The following is a 16,629-nucleotide window of genomic DNA, read 5'->3' as shown; positions in this document are numbered from 1 at the left end:
CGCTGCCTTGCGAGAGATGCGCATTCTAGACCTTCGTCGATACGTGTCAACGGTTTTTTTGAAGAAAAACTCGCAGCCCTTGTCATTACTGGGCTTTCGCAGTCTACGACCTGCCGACCGTGCACTCGGATAGCGCGAGTATCCGGCTACAACCGTAGTCATGCCATTCACCGCCCGGCGGTCGCCATCACCTGCACCGCCTGCGCAGCTTATCCCTAACCGATTATTGCGAAAGGTTTTTCATCTCCATAAACTGAACGTTTGTACACCACCCATTCTGTCTTGGCGAACTTCACGACACACATCGGCGTAGCGGCCTCGGTGGGCGCAGCGTTTGCAGCCTCTGGCCTCTCCGCGGGTGTCTGGTCACTAAGCCAGACGCCAGCGCTTGTCGTTCTGGTCGCACTCGGCGGCATCATGCCGGACATCGACGCGGATAAATCGCACTCGACCCGTCTGATTTTTACTGTGCTAGCCATTACGGCCGCCCTGGCCGCCCTCGCCCTGGCACGACCCATACTCTCTGCTCTGGGCGCAACATGCCTGGCATTGGCGCTTTATGTAGGGATTCGCGACGTCGTAGCCGTCGTGTTCCGTGCACTTACGAGACATCGCGCCAGTTGGCATTCGCTGCTTGCTGTTGCGGCCGTCACATTCTCGACCGTCGCCATCAGCTTCCGCTGTTTCGCCCAACCCGCTCGCTTGGCCTGGAGCGATGGACTCGCCGTCGCGCTCGGCATGCTAATCCATCTGCTACTCGATGAATGCTTCAGCATCGACCTCGAAGGCGCCAGGCTGAAACGTTCCTTCGGTACGGCGCTCAAACTCTTCGACTACCGCCGCCCTGTCGCGACGGCCTTGATGGCGGGGGCCACACTATTGGTCATGCCATGGATGCCGCGCTGGCCGTTCTGAGTGATCGGTCACCGTCCTCGCGTGCTCGGGCCTGCTCATTTATTTCCCGCCCGCCATTTCCACGAACGTGCCTGTGGCATAGGAGGCTTCGTCCGACAACAACCATACGATCGCATTGGCGACTTCCTCGGGTTGACCGCCGCGCCGCATAGGCAAGCCAGTCTTGATTCGATCCACACGGCCCGGCTCGCCACCACTGGCATGCATCTCAGTGTAGATAAACGCCGGGCGTACGGCGTTCACCCGAATACCTTCGCCGGCCACTTCCTGAGCTAGCCCGATCGTCATGGTGTCGATCGCGCCCTTAGATGCCGCATAGTCGACATACTCGCCCGCCGCGCCAAGACGCGATGCTGCCGACGACACATTGACGATGGCCCCGCCGCTCCCGCCATAGCGGGTGGACATGCGACGGATCGCTTCGCGGGCACAAAGAAACGATCCGATCACGTTGGTCGCCAGAATACGCTGCAGCCTCTCGGCATCCGTGCCATCGACCCGCGCCTGCGTCTCCAGAACACCCGCATTATTGACCAGAGCCGTCAGTCGTCCGAACGCTAAGTCAACGCCTTCGAATATCCGGCGCACATCCGCTTCGTCGGACACATCTCCCTGAATGGCGACAGCCTGGGCGCCGGCGCGACGTACCGCATCGACAACGCCCCACGCTGCCGCCTCGTCACGGCGATAGTTGACCGCCACGCGATAGCCCGCGGCGGCGGCCCGGCGAGCCGTCGCCGCCCCGATGCCGCGACTGGCCCCGGTAATGAGTACCACCGGAGCGCTCATATCATGCGGGGCGGCCGTCATTGCCCGAGAAACGAAGAAAGGGCCCGGTGGGCAATCGCACCACACACGCGGCTGCCGATTCGATCCTCCAGGCCCGTCAGATTGAACCGATTGCCCTGCCCGCTCTCGAGCACACCCGAAAGGCCCTGCTGAAAGCCGGCGCTCTTTTCCGCCGAGGTCCGCCCGCCGATTTTGCTCAGAAGACTGTTCTTCACTTGTTGCGTGGCGCTCTGTGCGTAGCCGTGCTTTTCGCAATAGCCAAGCACTCCCGCCACGTTCTGTGGGCTTGCCAAGTTGAACGACCCGCTGCCGAGCTCGCGCAGCAGCGTCGCCGAACCGACGGCGTTCTGATTCTGTGTCATGCCCGAGCTATTCATCAGGCTCGAAGCACTCTGTTTCAGGTGATCAAAAGCGTTGGCCGAGGCCAGACCCGGCAAGATAGGCGCGACGGCAAGCAATGCGATCCCGAGATATCGACGCGTCATATGCTGCTCCTTTGAACGCGGCACGTAGGACCGATGCACCAAGGATTATCCGATCGTGCACCGGTGACTTGCGCCAACCGTACGTGACCGATTGAGCCCCAAGCGAACGGCCTTGCTCACCACATTTCGTCGCTCTTTGCATCCGAATGCGCCTCGCCGGCCCGGTCGGTGTCATATTCGCCCGATTCGTCGCGCTGAAATGCGCGGCCATCACACTGAAGAGGAGTTCTGCCCGGCGCCGGATGCCACCAACACACCGGCGACGACCAGGACCACAGCCGATGTGCGGTTGAGATATCGCACGGCACGAGTCGACGCGAACAGGCGCCGCGCTCTGGCGCACAGCACGATATAAATCAACGCGCCTGCGGCCAGAGTGAACGCGACCACAGCTGCCGTGCCCAGAAAACGGGCGGCCGTCATGGCTTGCATATCGACGAAGTTGGGAAGCAGGCCGAGATAGAACAGGATGACCTTCGGGTTGGATGCCGACGTCAGAAAACCGGCGAGCAGGTCTCGGCTGGGGGAACGTCTGACACGCCCGACCTCGCCCATCGGCGTAGCCGGGCTGCGCCAAGCGCGAATCCCGAGCGCTATCAAATAGACCCCGCCGATCAACCGGACGGCAAGAAACAGCGTATGGAAATCGCGTGCGATAAAGGCCAAACCCGCCAGCGCCGCGCTGAGATAGAGAATGTCGGCCGTCATCAGACCGATCGTTAACGCGAGCCCTGCCATGGCGCCGCCCTGGAGCGAACGGGATATCAGCGCAAATACACCGGGCCCCGGCGTCATCACGAATACGAAAGTCGCGAATGCCAACAGCAGGATACCGTGCAAACTCATACCGGACCGCCCGAACCAGATGTTCTCGGATCATCCACGATGGTGCAGACGCCCGACAACCCACAATCAATCCGCGGCGACCCTATTTCCGTTGCCGGCAACTGATCGACCGACAAGCGCGGCGTAGCAAGGCGTTGCGCCGGTAGCGATAATTCGTTCGCTGACGATTGCCGGCGGCTGGAAGCGGCACGACGCGAACGCGCGCGGCGACCGCATTGACGCCGGCCACGGTCTTGCGTACAGCGGTGGCAGATAGCCGAGGCGTTGATCAGGCGCAGGAGAGGACTGGACCAAGCGAACTTATCTTCTACAATGAGCGTTCTTCAGCGCCCGTAGCTCAGCTGGATAGAGCATCGGCCTTCGAAGCCGAGTGTCGCAGGTTCGAATCCTGCCGGGCGCGCCATATTCGAGAAACCCCGCTATACGAGCGAGTGTTTTCAAGACCGAACAATGCCCATTCGAACCTGCGACAGATAACAAGCCAGGTTCGACGGATGCGCACAAGCGCATCCGAACCGGGCCGCCGCGCGGCACGGGCCCGAAAGGGTGAGCCGGCATCGCCGGCGAATAATCCTGCCGGGCGCGCCATATTCGAGAAACCCCGCTATACAAGCGGTTGTTTTCAAGACCGAACAATGCCCATTCGAACCTGCGACAGATAACAAGCCAGGTTCGACGGATGCGCACAAGCGCATCCGAACCGGGCCGCGAAGCGGCACGGGCCCGAAAAGGTGAGCCGGCATCGCCGGCGAATAATCCTGGCGGGCGCGCCAGGTCCGGCAACGCATCGGGAGTAGCCAGACTACTGGTGCACCGCTTTATAAGAACGCCACGCATGGCAGAAGCGCTCCAGTCCTTCATATATTGACGAAGCCATCGGGCGTTTGTGCCACACGCCGGTGAGGCGGATGTTCCGCTAGAGCCCGTGATGCAGAAGACTCCGTAAAAGCGGGTCGGCCGCTCCGAACGCCATAGCAACAACCGCGCGCCGACGGCGGTTCACGCTACGTGATCTCGTTCGCGCTGGAAGAGTTTCATGCCGTAGCGCTCCCAACGCACGAATTTTCTGGCTGCGCCCGGGCAGCTTCCGAGCCCACCTGTCTGGCCGACATGGGCGCGGTCATTTTTCGCACCGGCACCGGCGTTCTATACGAACCGGCCACGGTGGACGATATCATCCACAAGAACGTGGCTCGTACCCCGGATCCATTCGGCATCAAGGCACCGCGGCTTACCTGCTGGGGCAAAGGGGCAGCACGAGCCAATCCGCCGGGCGTCCTGTAGTCCACGAGTGCTGCACATGCACGCGCAAACGCGGCGCATTAGGCGCTATCGATATAACTCCGCTGCCGTACTCGACTCACCTCAAGACTGTCGGTTCGCCGGTGAAGCCTTGCCCGAGTAAGCACGACGATGGCGCCGGCCAGCGCAGCGTCGGGCCATAGCAACTGTCCCCCAGGTGCGCCCACGCTCCAAAATTCCTCCACATTCCGCGTGCATGATGCACCCGATTAATGTTGAGGCCAATGGGCGGGCATGAATGTGAATAAATACAGTCGCGGGCTGTTCCTGGCGGCGATGGCCGCGGCTGCCACGCTGTTCAGCGCATGTTCGACACAAACCAACGCGTCTCAGACCAGTCAGCCGACCACTGTCGGGGTGTACACGCTCAAGCGGCAACGCTACACCATCAAGACCACCCTGCCCGGTCGCGCCGCAGCCTACATGACATCGGATGTACGCCCCCAGGTGGAAGGCATCATCGAAAAGCGGCTGTTCAAAGAAGGCAGCGAAGTCCACAAAGGCCAGGCGCTCTACCAGCTCGATCCGGCGAAATATCAAGCCGCCTATGATTCGGCCAACGCGGATCTCGCCGAAGCCCGGGCCGCCGTCCAGTCAGCCCGTCCCAAGGCCGAACGCTATATCAAGGCGGCCAAGATCGACGCGGTGAGCGAACAGGACAAGGATGACGCCGTCGCTACGCTGGCCCAGGACCGTGCCACCGTTCAGGCCGACAAGGCCGCTCTCGAAACGGCCCGCATCAATCTCGACTATACCCGGATCAAGGCGCCGATTTCCGGCGTGATCAGCGCCTCGACCTACACTCCTGGCGCCCTGGTCACCGATGCCCAGGACACGGCGCTGGCAACCATTCGCCAGCTCGATCCGATCTACGTCGATATCAAGCAGACCGATACCCGGTTTCTGGATCTGAAACAGGCGCTTCGTCAGGGCAAGCTCGCGACCACCGACGACAACAAGGTCAAAGTGGAGATTTCGCCAGCCGGCAATCCGGGCATAAAGCTCGACGGGCGCCTCGAGTTCGCCGGGGCTTCGGTCGACGAAACCAGCGGCACGGTCACCCTGCGGGCCATCGTGCAGAATCCGAACCACGATCTGCTGCCCGGCATGTACGTGAACGCGACACTGCCGCAGGGCGTAGCGACCAAAGCGCTGCTGGTCCCGCAGCAGGCGGTCACCCGGGACGATAGCGGCAACGCGCATTGCCTGGTCGTCAACGCAAAAGACAAGGTGATCTCCCGTTCGCTGCAAATCGCAGCGGCAGCCGGCAATCGCTGGCGGGTGACCCAGGGCCTAGCGGCCGGCGATCGGGTAATCGTTCAGGGGCTGGGCAAGGTCAACGCCGGGGACACGGTGAAGACCGTCGCCGTCGACGCCGAGGGCAAAGCGCTAAAGAGCAACGACGACACAGCGACATCCAGCGCCGACACAGGCGTCGGAACCGACAAGCAGGATCACGACAACGCATCGACGAGCGCTACGGGCGGCTGAAGATGGTCAATTTCTTCATCGACCGGCCCATTTTTGCATGGGTGATCGCCATCGTGGTCGTGCTCGGCGGCATCATCTCGATCGAAACGCTGCCGCTCGAACAATATCCGACCATCGCACCGCCGAGCATCTCGATCAACGCGACCTATACCGGCGCCTCGGCAAAGACCGTCGAACAGTCGGTCACCCAGGTGATCGAACAGCAGATGACCGGTCTGAATAATCTGCTGTACATGACCTCGTCCTCGACCTCGCAGGGCTCGGCGCAGATCCAGCTCACCTTCGAATCCGGCACCGATCCAGACATTGCGCAGGTGCAGGTGCAGAACAAGCTGCAATCGGCGGAATCCCGGTTGCCCAGCTCGGTGCAGGAACAGGGCATCACAGTCACCCAGACATCTAGCGACATCGCTATGGTGGTCGCCTTGTATTCGGACGACGGCTCGATGAGTCAGGCCGATATCGGCGACTACATCGCTAGCTCCCTCGCCGATCCCATTTCACGGCTTAATGGTGTCGGCAATACCAAGACGCTGGGATCCGAATACGCCATGCGGATCTGGCTGAATCCGAAGAAGCTGGACAAATTCAAGCTGATGCCGTCCGACGTCAGCGAGGCGGTGGAATCGCAGAATACCAACGTCGCCGCAGGCTCGATCGGCGGCCTCCCGGCGGTGCCGAAGCAGCAGCTGGATGCCACTCTCCAGGCGCGCAGTCGGCTCACCTCGGCCAAACAATTCCGCAACATCATCGTGAAATCCGAAGCGGATGGCTCGGAGGTACATCTCGGCGATGTCGCCAAAGTGCAACTCGGCAGCGAAGATTATTCGGTCAATTCGACCTTCAACGGCAGGCCTGCGGCCGGTCTCGGTATCGAGCTGGCCTCAGGCGCCAATGCCATGGCGGTGGCCAAGCGCGTCAAAGCGAAGCTCAATGCTATGGAGCCCTTCTTCCCGAAAGGGTTGAAGGCCGAGGTCGCGTACGACACGACACCGTTCGTGAAGGTCTCCATCGAGGAAGTAGTCAAGACGCTGTTCGAGGCAATCGCCCTGGTCGTCGCCATCATGTTCCTGTTCCTGCAGAGCCCGCGTGCCACGTTGATCCCCACGCTGGCCGTGCCGGTGGTGCTGATGGGCACTTTCGGCGTGTTGTCGTACATGGATTATTCGATCAACACCCTCACCATGTTCGGCATGGTGCTCGCAATCGGCCTGCTCGTGGACGACGCCATCGTGGTGGTCGAAAACGTCGAGCGCGTCATGGAGGAACAGGGCTTATCACCACGCGATGCCACGCGCCAAGCAATGAGCGAAATCAGCGGTGCCCTGATCGGGGTGGCGTTGGTGCTGTCCGCGGTATTCGTGCCCATGGCTTTCTTCGGCGGTTCCACGGGCGCGATCTATCGTCAGTTCTCGGTCACGCTCGTTGCGGCCATGGTGTTGTCCGTACTGGTGGCGCTGACGCTGTCACCCGCGCTCTGCGCCAGCCTGCTAAAACCGGCTCGACACGACCGCGAACGCGGACTGTTCGGTCCCTTCAATCGGGGTCTGGCGCGTTTTACCGATGGCTATACGCGCAGCGTTCGCTACCTGGCCCGCCATCGCGGCTGGATCATGCTGCTATTCGTAGTGATTTGCGCGGGTGTGGCCCTGCTGTATACGCAGCTTTCGAGCGAGTTCCTGCCGACCGAGGACCAGGGCGTGCTGATGGCCGAGGTGCAACTGCCTTCGGGTGCGACGATGCAGCGCACGCGCGATTCGATCTCACAGGTGGAGACCTATTTCGAGAAGCAGCCCAACGTTAAATCAGTAATGGCGATCGCTGGATTCTCGCATGGCGGCAGCGGCCAGAATTCGGGCATCGCCTTCATCAAGCTCAAGCCCTGGGGGCAACGCACCGGCAGCGTGACCTCGGCCGAGGCCATTGCCGCCAAGGCTACACGGAATCTGTCGAGTCTGCGTGATGCCCGAGTCTTCGTCGAGAGCCCGCCGGCGATCCATGGTCTTGGCAGCTCATCAGGTTTTGACCTGGAACTGGAGGATGTCGGCGGTGTAGGCCGCGCCAAACTCACCGCTGCACGCGACAAATTCCTCAAACTGGCGCGGGCAGACAACAAACTCGCCCAGGTCCGCAACAACGGCGAGGATTCGGCGACCCAACTTGAGGTCGATATCAACGACGCCAAGGCCAGTGCGCTCGACCTGGACCTGTCGGACGTCAACAGCACGCTGTCGGCTGCGTTCGGCGGCACCTACATCGACGACTTCATTCACGACGGGCGCGTCAAGAAAGTCTACATGCAGGCTGCAGCACCGTATCGCATGCTGCCCGGCAATATCGGGAGCTGGTACGTGCGCAACAGCGACGACCAGATGGTGCCCTTCTCGGCGTTCGCGAGCACCCATTGGACTTACGGCCCCCAATCGATCCAGCGCTACAACGGCGACTCGGCGTTCGAGATCAACGGCGAACCGGCGGCCGGGATAAGCTCCAGCCAGGCCATGACGGAGGTCGCCAAACTTGTGTCGAAACTGCCCGCCGGCATCGGCTACGAGTGGAGCGGCATTTCCTATCAGGAAAAACTATCCGGGAACCAGGCGCCGCTGCTCTATGGCGTCTCGGTGCTGTTTGTGTTTCTTTGTCTCGCCGCTCTGTATGAAAGCTGGTCCATCCCGCTGGCCGTGATGCTGGTGGTACCGCTCGGGGTGCTGGGGGCAGTCGGCGCCACACTGCTGCGCGGCATGGCCGGCGATGTCTATTTCCAGGTCGGGCTGCTGACAACGGTCGGGTTGTCGGCCAAGAACGCGATCCTGATCGTCGAATACGCTAGCGAGCTCGAACGAGGCGGCCTGTCGATTCTGGATGCCACCCTGCGCGCCGTGCGGTTGCGCCTGCGGCCGATTCTCATGACCTCGCTGGCATTCGGGCTGGGCGTCTTCCCGCTCGTCATCAGTACCGGCGCCGGTGCGGCAGCGCGCAATTCGGTGGGTACCGGTGTGTTCGGCGGCATGGTCACCGCCACTGTTCTGGGCATTTTCTTCGTACCCATCTTTTTTGTGGTGGTCCGCGCCGGCTGGAAGCGTCGACATGCGATTGAACAGCCGAGGGCCGAATGATGAGGCGCCTGCGTTTCGTGACCGTACTGCCGCTGCTCGCGGCGTTGACCGGCTGCTTCAATCTGGCACCGGACTTCCATCGCCCAAAACCGGCCATTCCCGATCAATGGCCCGACGCAGCGCCGGCCACGGCCACGCACGCGAACGCCATCCCTGTACGCAAGCTCGGCTGGCACCAGTTTTTCGTTGATCCCAGGCTTCGCCGCACCGTGCAGCTCGCCTTGAACAACAGCCAGGATCTGCGCCAGGCGGCACTGGATATCGAAAAAGCCCGAGCCGAATACCATCTGGAAGGCGCGGCGCTATTTCCCTCGATCGACGCCACCGGAAGCGCGACGATCGAGAAATCCTCTGACGAGTCCAGCAGCACGTCGGCGAGCAGCAGCGACGACATAAGCAAATCATCGAGCCTGTCGCTTGGCTTCACCAGCTACGAGCTCGATTTCTTCGGCCAATTGCGCAACAACAAGCAGGCCGCGTTTCAGTCTCTGCTGTCGTCGGCGGCCACACGGCGAAGCACGCAGATCAGCCTGATTGCGGAAACCGCCAATGATTGGCTCACGCTGGCCGCGGACAAGGCATTGCTTGAGCTCGCGGCCAAAACCCTGACCAGTCAACGCGATTATTATCAGAAAGTCATGGGCCGTCATCGTCTGGGGCTCAACACCGGCAGCGATGTGGATGACGCTCGTGCCAGCGTCGCCTCGGCACGCGAGGATGTCGCGAGCTACACCGCGACCGTGGCCCAGGATCGCAATGCGCTCAACCTGGTGGCGGGCACCACCATACCGAAAGCCGATCTGCCCGCAGACGTCCTGCCGGACAACGCGGTGCTCACCACCCTGCCGTCGGGTGTACCCTCACGCGTGCTTCGTAACCGACCCGACGTGCTGGCCGTCGAACATACCCTGAAAGCCGACAATGCCGACATCGGTGCCGCGCGTGCCGCTTTCTTCCCCACCGTGAGTCTTACCGCGAGCGCCGGTTATGCCACCGAGGGCCTGACCCATCTCGTCTCGTCGGACAATCGCACCTGGAGCGTAGGGCCGACCATTTCGCTGCCGATCTTCGACTTCGGCTCGAACCGCGCCACTCTGAACGAGAACAAGACCCAGAAGCTGATCGATCTGGCCGATTATCAGCAGACGATCCAGACCGCCTTCGAGGAGGTCGCCAACGCGTTGGCCACCCGCGCCACCATCGGGGAACAGCTGGCGGCGCAGCGCGAACTGGTGGATGCGCGGCGTGGATCGTACCGGCGAACCCGAGCCCAGCAGGGTATCGGAACCGCGAGTTCACTCGATGTCTACGAAGCCCAGCAGTCCTACTACAGCGCCGAACAAACCATGATCTCCAAACGCCTGTCGCGCGACACTAACCTCGTAACCCTGTACAAGGTGCTCGGCGGGGGCGTGCTATCGGATACAGCCCGTACATCGGGTAACGACGACGCCACGCGAGACTCTTCCAGCTGAACAAAGACGAAAGCTGATGACTTTGGACGAACCGCCGCGCCCATATTCGACATCGACGTACGCCGGAGCGATAAGCGGCTGACGGAGGGGCCAATACCCACGACGCCCGATCGGCAGCCCATGTTCGATTTGTATCAAATGATGTCAGGCACGGTATTGCACAAATCTTGCGACAAATCCGCGCTCTGCCGATAACCCCCTGACATATCCGGGCGCTGTAATATCCGCACCATGACTGTTCTTCCACGCGGCCCGCGTCGTCGCACTCCACGTCCCGGCGGCCTGCGTACCGGCTGTCGCTGTGCTCGCATGCCCGCGCTCGGCGTGGTTATGCTCGCGCTGACCGGCTGTATGCTTGCACCGAACGTGAAGGCGCCGAAATCCGTCACACCCACGCATTACCGGGGCGCGGATTCGAGTAACGCATCAGTATGGCCATCCCCCACCTGGTGGCGGAATTTCAGCTCGCCGGAGCTCGACACCCTCGTCCACGAGGCACGCCGAAACAACTACGACATCGCGGCCGCAGCCGCCCGGATCGCCCAGGCCGATGCTCAGATCCGCGTCTCGGGCGCGGCGCTGTTCCCGACCCTCAGCGCCCAGGGTTCGGCGACCCACAGCTATCGCGGTGCGGGCTCGAATTCGAAGTCCTACAACATTCCCAACGGTCAGGGCGGTTCGATCAACGTGGGGTCGTCGGGTGCAACGACGAGCAACGACTATCAGGCCGAACTGAGCGCCAGCTACGAGCTGGATTTCTGGGGCAAGAACCGCAGCGCGTTGGCCTCGGCCAAGCAGTCGGCGCTGGCGAATCGATACGATGCGGCCACGGTCGCGCTGACCGTCGAATCGAACGTGGCAACGACCTACTTCACGATCGTGATGCTCAAGGAGCGTCTGCATATCGCGCAGCAGAATCTCGGTATCGCGCGTGATCTGCTCAAGGCGTTACAAGCACAGCTGCAGGTTGGCATCGGCACCGCGCTCGACGTGGCCCAGCAAAAGACCCAGGTCGCGACACAGCTGGCCGCGATCCCGCCGATCCGCGAGCAGCTGCAGCAGAACATCAACGCGCTGGCCGTACTGCTAGGCGTGGCCCCGGCGGATCTGGACCTCAAGATTACCGATCCGTCCAAAATCGCCGTGCCTTCGATCAAGGCGGGCCTGCCCTCGACGCTACTCACCCGCCGACCCGACATTGCCCAGGCACGGGCCCAGCTCGCCGCGGCGCGCTATGACGTATCCAACGCCAAAGCGGCCTTGTTCCCGACGTTCGACCTCACCGCCCAGGGCGGATGGCAGAACGCTGCGTTACACAGCCTGTTCAATCCGCTCAACGAATTCTATTCGCTGGCTGGCAACATCACCCAGCCGCTGTTCGAGGGCGGCCAGCTGCGGGGCCAGCTTGCGGTGAGCCGCGGACGATACGACGAGCTGCTGGCGAATTATCAGGGCGATGTGCTCAGTGCCTTCGAGGATGTCGACAACGCCCTGACTGCCATCCGCCAGACCACCGAGCAGGAAAAACGCCAACGGCAGGCGGTGAAGCTGGCGCAGCGCGCCCTCGATATCTCGCGCGCCCGGCTCAAGCAAGGCATCACTGATGTCACGACGGTACTCAACACCGAGCAGACGCTATTCAACGCCCGGGATTCGCTGGCCCAGGCACGCGAAGCCCGACTGAAGGCGGCCGTCAGCCTGTATCAAGCCCTCGGCGGGGGCTGGGACGAAACCCAGGCGCGCCAGTCGAAAGGCTACACCGACATGCCAAGCCTTTGAGCGCACGCGGCTGGCGCGAGGAATGATGGACGATGACTAGACGACGTATTCTCACCGGCCTGATCCTGCTGGCCGCGTTCGCAGCACTGATCTGGTTCGCCATGTCGGCGCACCATCGCAAGTCGGGACGACGGGCCGGCGCGGGCGAACATGCGGTCCCCGTGCTCACCGCCGAGGCGGTCACACGCGATATGCCGGTGATTCTCGACGGCGTGGGCACGGTCCAGGCCTATCAGACGGTGACCGTCCAGCCGCAGGTCGGCGGCAAGCTCCTGAGCCTGAATTTCAAGGAAGGTCAGAAGGTGAAGAAAGGCGACGTGCTCGCCAAGATCGATCCGACCACCTACAAGGCCGATCTCGAACAGGCCAAGGCAACACTGGCCAAGGACCGCGCCGCGCTCGCCAACGCCCGGCTCGATCTAAAACGCTACGCCAAGCTGGCGACCACCAATTACGTTTCCAAACAGCAGGCCGACCAGGCCCGTGCGACCGTACGCCAGGACGAGGCCCAGGTGGATTCCGACAAGGCGGCGGTGGATAGCGCGCAGGCGACACTGGGCTATACCTCGGTGGTCGCGCCGATCACCGGACGCACCGGCATTCGCCAGGTCGACGAAGGCAATATCGTCAGCGCCAGCAGCACCGATATCGTGGTGCTCACACAGCTGCAACCCATTGCCGTGGTATTCACCCTGCCCTCGGAAGACGTCGCGCGTATCCGTGCGGCCGACGCCAAGGGGCCGCTGACGGTTCGTGTCGTCGGCCCGGACGGCAACAAGGTGCTGGATACCGGCCATCTGGAAGTCATCAACAACCAGGTCGACACCACCACCGGCACGATCAAGCTCAAGGCAGTCCTGCCGAACGCGAACGAACAACTCTGGCCCGGCCAGTTCGTCAACGTACGTCTTCAGGTGGGCACGCTGTCCAACGCGACAGTGGTGCCGGTAGCCGCCGTGCAACAAGGGCCGAACGGGGCGTTCGTCTACGGTATCGATCACGGCAAGGCCACCATGCGTGCGATCACCGTGGCGCAGCAGAATGAAACCGAGGCCGTGATCGCCAAAGGCGTCAAACCGGGCGAAACGGTCATCACGGCCGGTTTCGGCCAGCTGTCCGACGGCGCCAAGGTCAAGGTCGACCAGTCAAACGCGCAATCGGCGCCGGCGGACAGCGCCAAGGCCTCGCAGTCGGTCGGGCACGCGGGCGAATCCGACGGCAATGCCGCGAGTACACCCGATGGCACCCATAACGGCACCGACGGTGCCGGGCAGTCGAAGCAGCCGGCCCAGCCGTAATGCGCGTCTCCGACGCTTTCATCAGCCGGCCGATCGCCACCTCGCTGCTGGCGCTCGCCGTCTTGTTATCGGGCATTCTCGGCTATCGATTTCTGCCGATCTCGTCGCTGCCGCAGGTGGACTTTCCGACCATCCAGGTCAGCACCCGCCTGCCCGGCGCGAGTGCCGACACTGTCGCACGCCTGATCACCGCGCCCCTGGAGCACCAGCTCGGCCAGATCCAGGGGCTGTCCGACATGACGTCGACCAGTTCCATGGGCCGCAGCCAGATCACGCTGCAGTTCGTGCTCGGGCGCGATATCGATGCCGCGGCCCAGGACGTGCAGGACGCGATCAACGAAGCCAACGGTAACCTGCCGAACAATCTGCCCTATCCGCCCAGCTACTCGAAGGTCAATCCGGCGGACACACCAATCCTTACCCTCGCCCTGACCTCGAAGAATCTGCCAATCCAGCGCCTGAGCGACGTCGCCGACACCCTGCTTGCGCAGCGGCTGAGCGAGGTGGGCGGTGTGGGCCATGTAACGGTCGAGGGCGGCATCCGCCCGGCGGTACGCATCCAGGCCGATCTGCCGCAGCTGGCGTCCTACGGGCTGGGGCTGGAGACACTGCGCAGCGCCATCTCCGCGGCCAATACGAACCAGTCTAAAGGGTCGCTATCGGGCGCGGTGAAGGCCTACACCATCGGCGCCAACGACCAGCTCGCCGACGCCGCGGCGTATCGCAACGTTGTCGTCGCCTACAAGAACGGCGCCCCGGTCCGCCTGGACGATGTGGCGCATATCGTCTCCGGCGTGGAAGACAATAAAGTGGCCGCGCATTTCAACGGCAAGCCGGCCGTGGTACTCGACGTGCAACGTCAACCCGGCGCCAACATCGTGGCCACCGTCGACGCCCTGAAGGCCAAGCTCCCGGAGCTGCGCTCGGCCATGCCCAGCGGCGTGAACATGCAGATCGTGTCCGACCGCACTGGCACCATCCGCGCCTCGGTGCGCGACGTGCAGTTCACGCTCGTGATCAGCGTGATGCTGGTGGTACTGGTCGTGTTGCTGTTCCTGCGTAGCCTCAGCGCCACGCTGATCGCCGGCGTTGCCCTGCCGCTGTCGCTGATCGCGACCTTCGGGGTGATGTGGGCAGCCGGGTTCTCGCTCGACAACCTCTCGCTGATGGCATTGACCATCGCCACCGGCTTCGTGGTGGACGACGCGATCGTGATGATCGAGAACATCGTGCGTCATCTCGAAGCCGGCGAACGGCCAATGACCGCGGCTTACAAGGGCGCGGGCGAAATCGGCTTCACGGTCATCTCGCTGACGCTGTCGTTGATTGCGGTATTCATTCCGCTGCTGCTGATGCCCGGTATCGTCGGCCGGCTGTTCCGAGAGTTCGCGCTCACGCTGTCGGTGTCGGTCGTGGTGTCGGCGATCGTGTCGCTCACGCTCACGCCGATGATGTGCGCCCGTCTACTGTCGACGAAACAACGCGCACCCGGGCGTTTCTCGCGGGCCGCGGATCGCGCGGTCACGCGCCTGACCCGCGGCTATGAACACAGCCTGCGCTGGGTGCTGGCCCATCGAGCCGCCACGCTCTGGGTCACGGTCGCCACGCTGGCGTTGACCATCCTGCTGTATATCGTCGTACCCAAGGGCTTTCTGCCGCAGGAAGACACCGGGCTGCTGACCGCCCAGACGCGGGCCGACGACGCCGTATCGTTCGACGCTATGAAGCGCGTGCAGTCGCAGGTCGATGCAGCGGTCAAGCGCGATCCCGACGTGGCCGCGGTCACCTCCACCGTGGGTGTGAGTGCGACCAACGCCACGCCCAACGTCGGCAGCATGTCGATCGTGCTGAAGCCGCGCGGCGAGCGCAGCCACGATCTCGATACCACCATGGCCGACCTGAAACAGCGCGTGGCCAACATCCCCGGCGTGAACGTGGTGTTCAAGGCAGTGCAGAGCATCCAGATCGCCACCACCAACGGCCCGACGCAGTATCAGTACGTGCTGACCGACAGCGATTCCGATCGCCTGACGCAATGGTCGAACCGGCTCACGCATGCGCTCGGCAACGTGCCGGAGGTGCGCAATGTGTCTTCCGATATCGACAATACCGGGCCGCGTGTGAAGATCGACGTCGATCGCAGCGCCGCCGGCCGGCTCGGCGTGACCATGCAATCGGTCGACGACACGCTCTACGACGCCTTCGGCCAGCGCCAGATCTCGACTATCTACGGTCAGGCGAACCAGTATCGCGTGGTGCTGGAAGCCGCGCCGCGCTATCAGACCGACCCGTCGGTTCTGTCGAATCTGTATGTGCCGGCGAGCGACGGCACGCAAATCCCTCTGCGCTCGGTCGCCAGCACGCAACTCACCACCGCGCCGCTCGCGATTCAGCACCAGGAACAGTTTCCGGCGGCCACGCTGAACTTCGATCTCGCCCCCGGCGTGTCGCTCGGCCAGGCCATCAACGCTATCCAGAGCACCGAGCAGTCGATCGGCATGCCGTCGGCCATCCAGGGCACCTTCGTCGGCAGCGCCGCCGAGTTTGCCAAGTCGCTGTCGGTCGAGCCGTGGCTGATCCTCGCCGCGGTGATCGTGATCTATATCGTGCTGGGCGTGCTCTATGAGAGCTTCATCCATCCGTTCACGATTCTCACCACGCTGCCTTCGGCCGGCGTCGGCGCACTGCTCGCCCTGCTGGCATTCGGCTACGATCTGTCGGTGGTCGCACTCATCGGCATCATTCTGTTGATGGGCATCGTCAAGAAGAACGCGATCATGATGATCGACTTCGCCCTCGATGCGGAACGCGACCGCGGGCTGGCGCCGGACGACGCCATCTTCGAGGCGGCGCTGCGCCGGTTCCGGCCGATCATGATGACCACGCTCGCCGCCCTGCTGGGCGCCCTACCGCTGGCGCTGTCGCACAACGTCGGCTCGGAGCTGCGCGTGCCGCTCGGCGTGACCATCATCGGTGGGCTGTTGTTGTCGCAGGTGATGACGCTCTACACCACGCCGGTCATCTACCTGGCGATGGACCGAGTCAAGGCGCGTACCGAACGCTCGCGGCTCGGGCGCTATCTGGGCGCCAACGCCGAGCGCGGCCCGGGCCTCGCGCCCCGCCAGCGCTGATC

11 protein-coding genes and 1 tRNA gene are annotated in these 16,629 nt (G+C 62.9%); 9 read left to right on the top strand and 3 right to left on the bottom strand.

All coding sequences use genetic code 11. From position 1 onward, the window contains the following. Positions 1-282 precede the first annotated feature (282 nt). On the top strand, positions 283-915 hold the full coding sequence (locus C41B8_RS15705; RefSeq protein ID WP_051883660.1) for a metal-dependent hydrolase: 633 nt from the start codon (positions 283-285) through the stop codon (positions 913-915). Positions 916-954: 39 nt separating this feature from the next. Here the strand turns inward: C41B8_RS15705 and C41B8_RS15700 are convergent, their stop codons facing one another. From C41B8_RS15700 to C41B8_RS15690, 3 genes are all read right to left on the bottom strand, one after another. After that, on the bottom strand, positions 955-1,704 hold the full coding sequence (locus tag C41B8_RS15700; RefSeq protein WP_037340371.1) for an SDR family oxidoreductase: 750 nt from the start codon (positions 1,702-1,704) through the stop codon (positions 955-957). A 17-nt stretch (positions 1,705-1,721) separates the two neighbouring features. Continuing rightward, on the bottom strand, positions 1,722-2,189 hold the full coding sequence (locus C41B8_RS19805) for a DUF2501 domain-containing protein (protein ID WP_051883658.1): 468 nt from the start codon (positions 2,187-2,189) through the stop codon (positions 1,722-1,724). 210 nt (positions 2,190-2,399) lie between these two features. After that, entirely contained in the window at positions 2,400-3,035 is a 636-nt protein-coding gene (locus C41B8_RS15690; RefSeq protein ID WP_037340336.1) for a LysE family translocator, read from the bottom strand. Positions 3,036-3,361: 326 nt separating this feature from the next. On the opposite strand from C41B8_RS15690, the gene C41B8_RS15685 reads away from it, so the two are divergent. The 8 genes from C41B8_RS15685 to C41B8_RS15650 all read left to right on the top strand — a co-directional run bounded on the left by C41B8_RS15685 (position 3,362) and on the right by C41B8_RS15650 (position 16,627). After that, positions 3,362-3,438: transfer RNA gene (locus C41B8_RS15685), tRNA-Arg, on the top strand. Positions 3,439-4,043: 605 nt separating this feature from the next. Next, entirely contained in the window at positions 4,044-4,319 is a 276-nt protein-coding gene (locus tag C41B8_RS15680) for an HFCD family protein (RefSeq protein WP_037340333.1), read from the top strand. A gap of 252 nt (positions 4,320-4,571) precedes the next feature. Next, on the top strand, positions 4,572-5,828 hold the full coding sequence (locus tag C41B8_RS15675; protein ID WP_051883657.1) for an efflux RND transporter periplasmic adaptor subunit: 1,257 nt from the start codon (positions 4,572-4,574) through the stop codon (positions 5,826-5,828). A gap of 2 nt (positions 5,829-5,830) precedes the next feature. Further along, positions 5,831-8,944 carry an efflux RND transporter permease subunit gene (locus C41B8_RS15670; RefSeq protein ID WP_037340330.1) on the top strand — a complete coding sequence of 1,038 codons (3,114 nt, stop codon included), beginning with the start codon at positions 5,831-5,833 and terminating at the stop codon, positions 8,942-8,944. Further along, positions 8,944-10,419, top strand: a complete 1,476-nt coding sequence (locus C41B8_RS15665) for an efflux transporter outer membrane subunit (protein ID WP_084189114.1) — start codon at positions 8,944-8,946, stop codon at positions 10,417-10,419. The genes C41B8_RS15670 and C41B8_RS15665 overlap by 1 nt, the downstream gene beginning before the upstream one ends. A gap of 231 nt (positions 10,420-10,650) precedes the next feature. Further along, positions 10,651-12,198, top strand: coding sequence for an efflux transporter outer membrane subunit (locus C41B8_RS15660; protein ID WP_084189112.1), 1,548 nt, complete (start codon positions 10,651-10,653; stop codon positions 12,196-12,198). A 32-nt stretch (positions 12,199-12,230) separates the two neighbouring features. Beyond that, positions 12,231-13,496, top strand: coding sequence for an efflux RND transporter periplasmic adaptor subunit (locus C41B8_RS15655; protein WP_051883655.1), 1,266 nt, complete (start codon positions 12,231-12,233; stop codon positions 13,494-13,496). After that, positions 13,496-16,627 (top strand): multidrug efflux RND transporter permease subunit, encoded by a 3,132-nt coding sequence (locus C41B8_RS15650; RefSeq protein WP_037340327.1) that lies wholly within the window; start codon positions 13,496-13,498, stop codon positions 16,625-16,627. The genes C41B8_RS15655 and C41B8_RS15650 overlap by 1 nt, the downstream gene beginning before the upstream one ends. Positions 16,628-16,629: the final 2 nt, after the last annotated feature.

Source organism: Salinisphaera hydrothermalis C41B8 (genome assembly GCF_000732535.1).
Classification (GTDB): Bacteria; Pseudomonadota; Gammaproteobacteria; order Nevskiales; family Salinisphaeraceae; genus Salinisphaera; species Salinisphaera hydrothermalis.
This window is presented reverse-complemented; position numbering and strand designations above follow the sequence as displayed.

Bases quoted from the DNA above. Each gene is read 5' to 3' on its own strand.
- C41B8_RS15665 (WP_084189114.1), top strand. From the start codon at position 8,944: ATGAGGCGCCTGCGTTTCGTGACCGTACTGCCGCTGCTCGCGGCGTTG.
- C41B8_RS15690 (WP_037340336.1), bottom strand. From the start codon at position 3,035: ATGAGTTTGCACGGTATCCTGCTGTTGGCATTCGCGACTTTCGTATTC.
- C41B8_RS15700 (WP_037340371.1), bottom strand. From the start codon at position 1,704: ATGAGCGCTCCGGTGGTACTCATTACCGGGGCCAGTCGCGGCATCGGG.
- C41B8_RS15670 (WP_037340330.1), top strand. From the start codon at position 5,831: ATGGTCAATTTCTTCATCGACCGGCCCATTTTTGCATGGGTGATCGCC.
- C41B8_RS15650 (WP_037340327.1), top strand. From the start codon at position 13,496: ATGCGCGTCTCCGACGCTTTCATCAGCCGGCCGATCGCCACCTCGCTG.
- C41B8_RS15675 (WP_051883657.1), top strand. From the start codon at position 4,572: ATGAATGTGAATAAATACAGTCGCGGGCTGTTCCTGGCGGCGATGGCC.
- C41B8_RS15660 (WP_084189112.1), top strand. From the start codon at position 10,651: ATGACTGTTCTTCCACGCGGCCCGCGTCGTCGCACTCCACGTCCCGGC.
- C41B8_RS15655 (WP_051883655.1), top strand. From the start codon at position 12,231: ATGACTAGACGACGTATTCTCACCGGCCTGATCCTGCTGGCCGCGTTC.
- C41B8_RS19805 (WP_051883658.1), bottom strand. From the start codon at position 2,189: ATGACGCGTCGATATCTCGGGATCGCATTGCTTGCCGTCGCGCCTATC.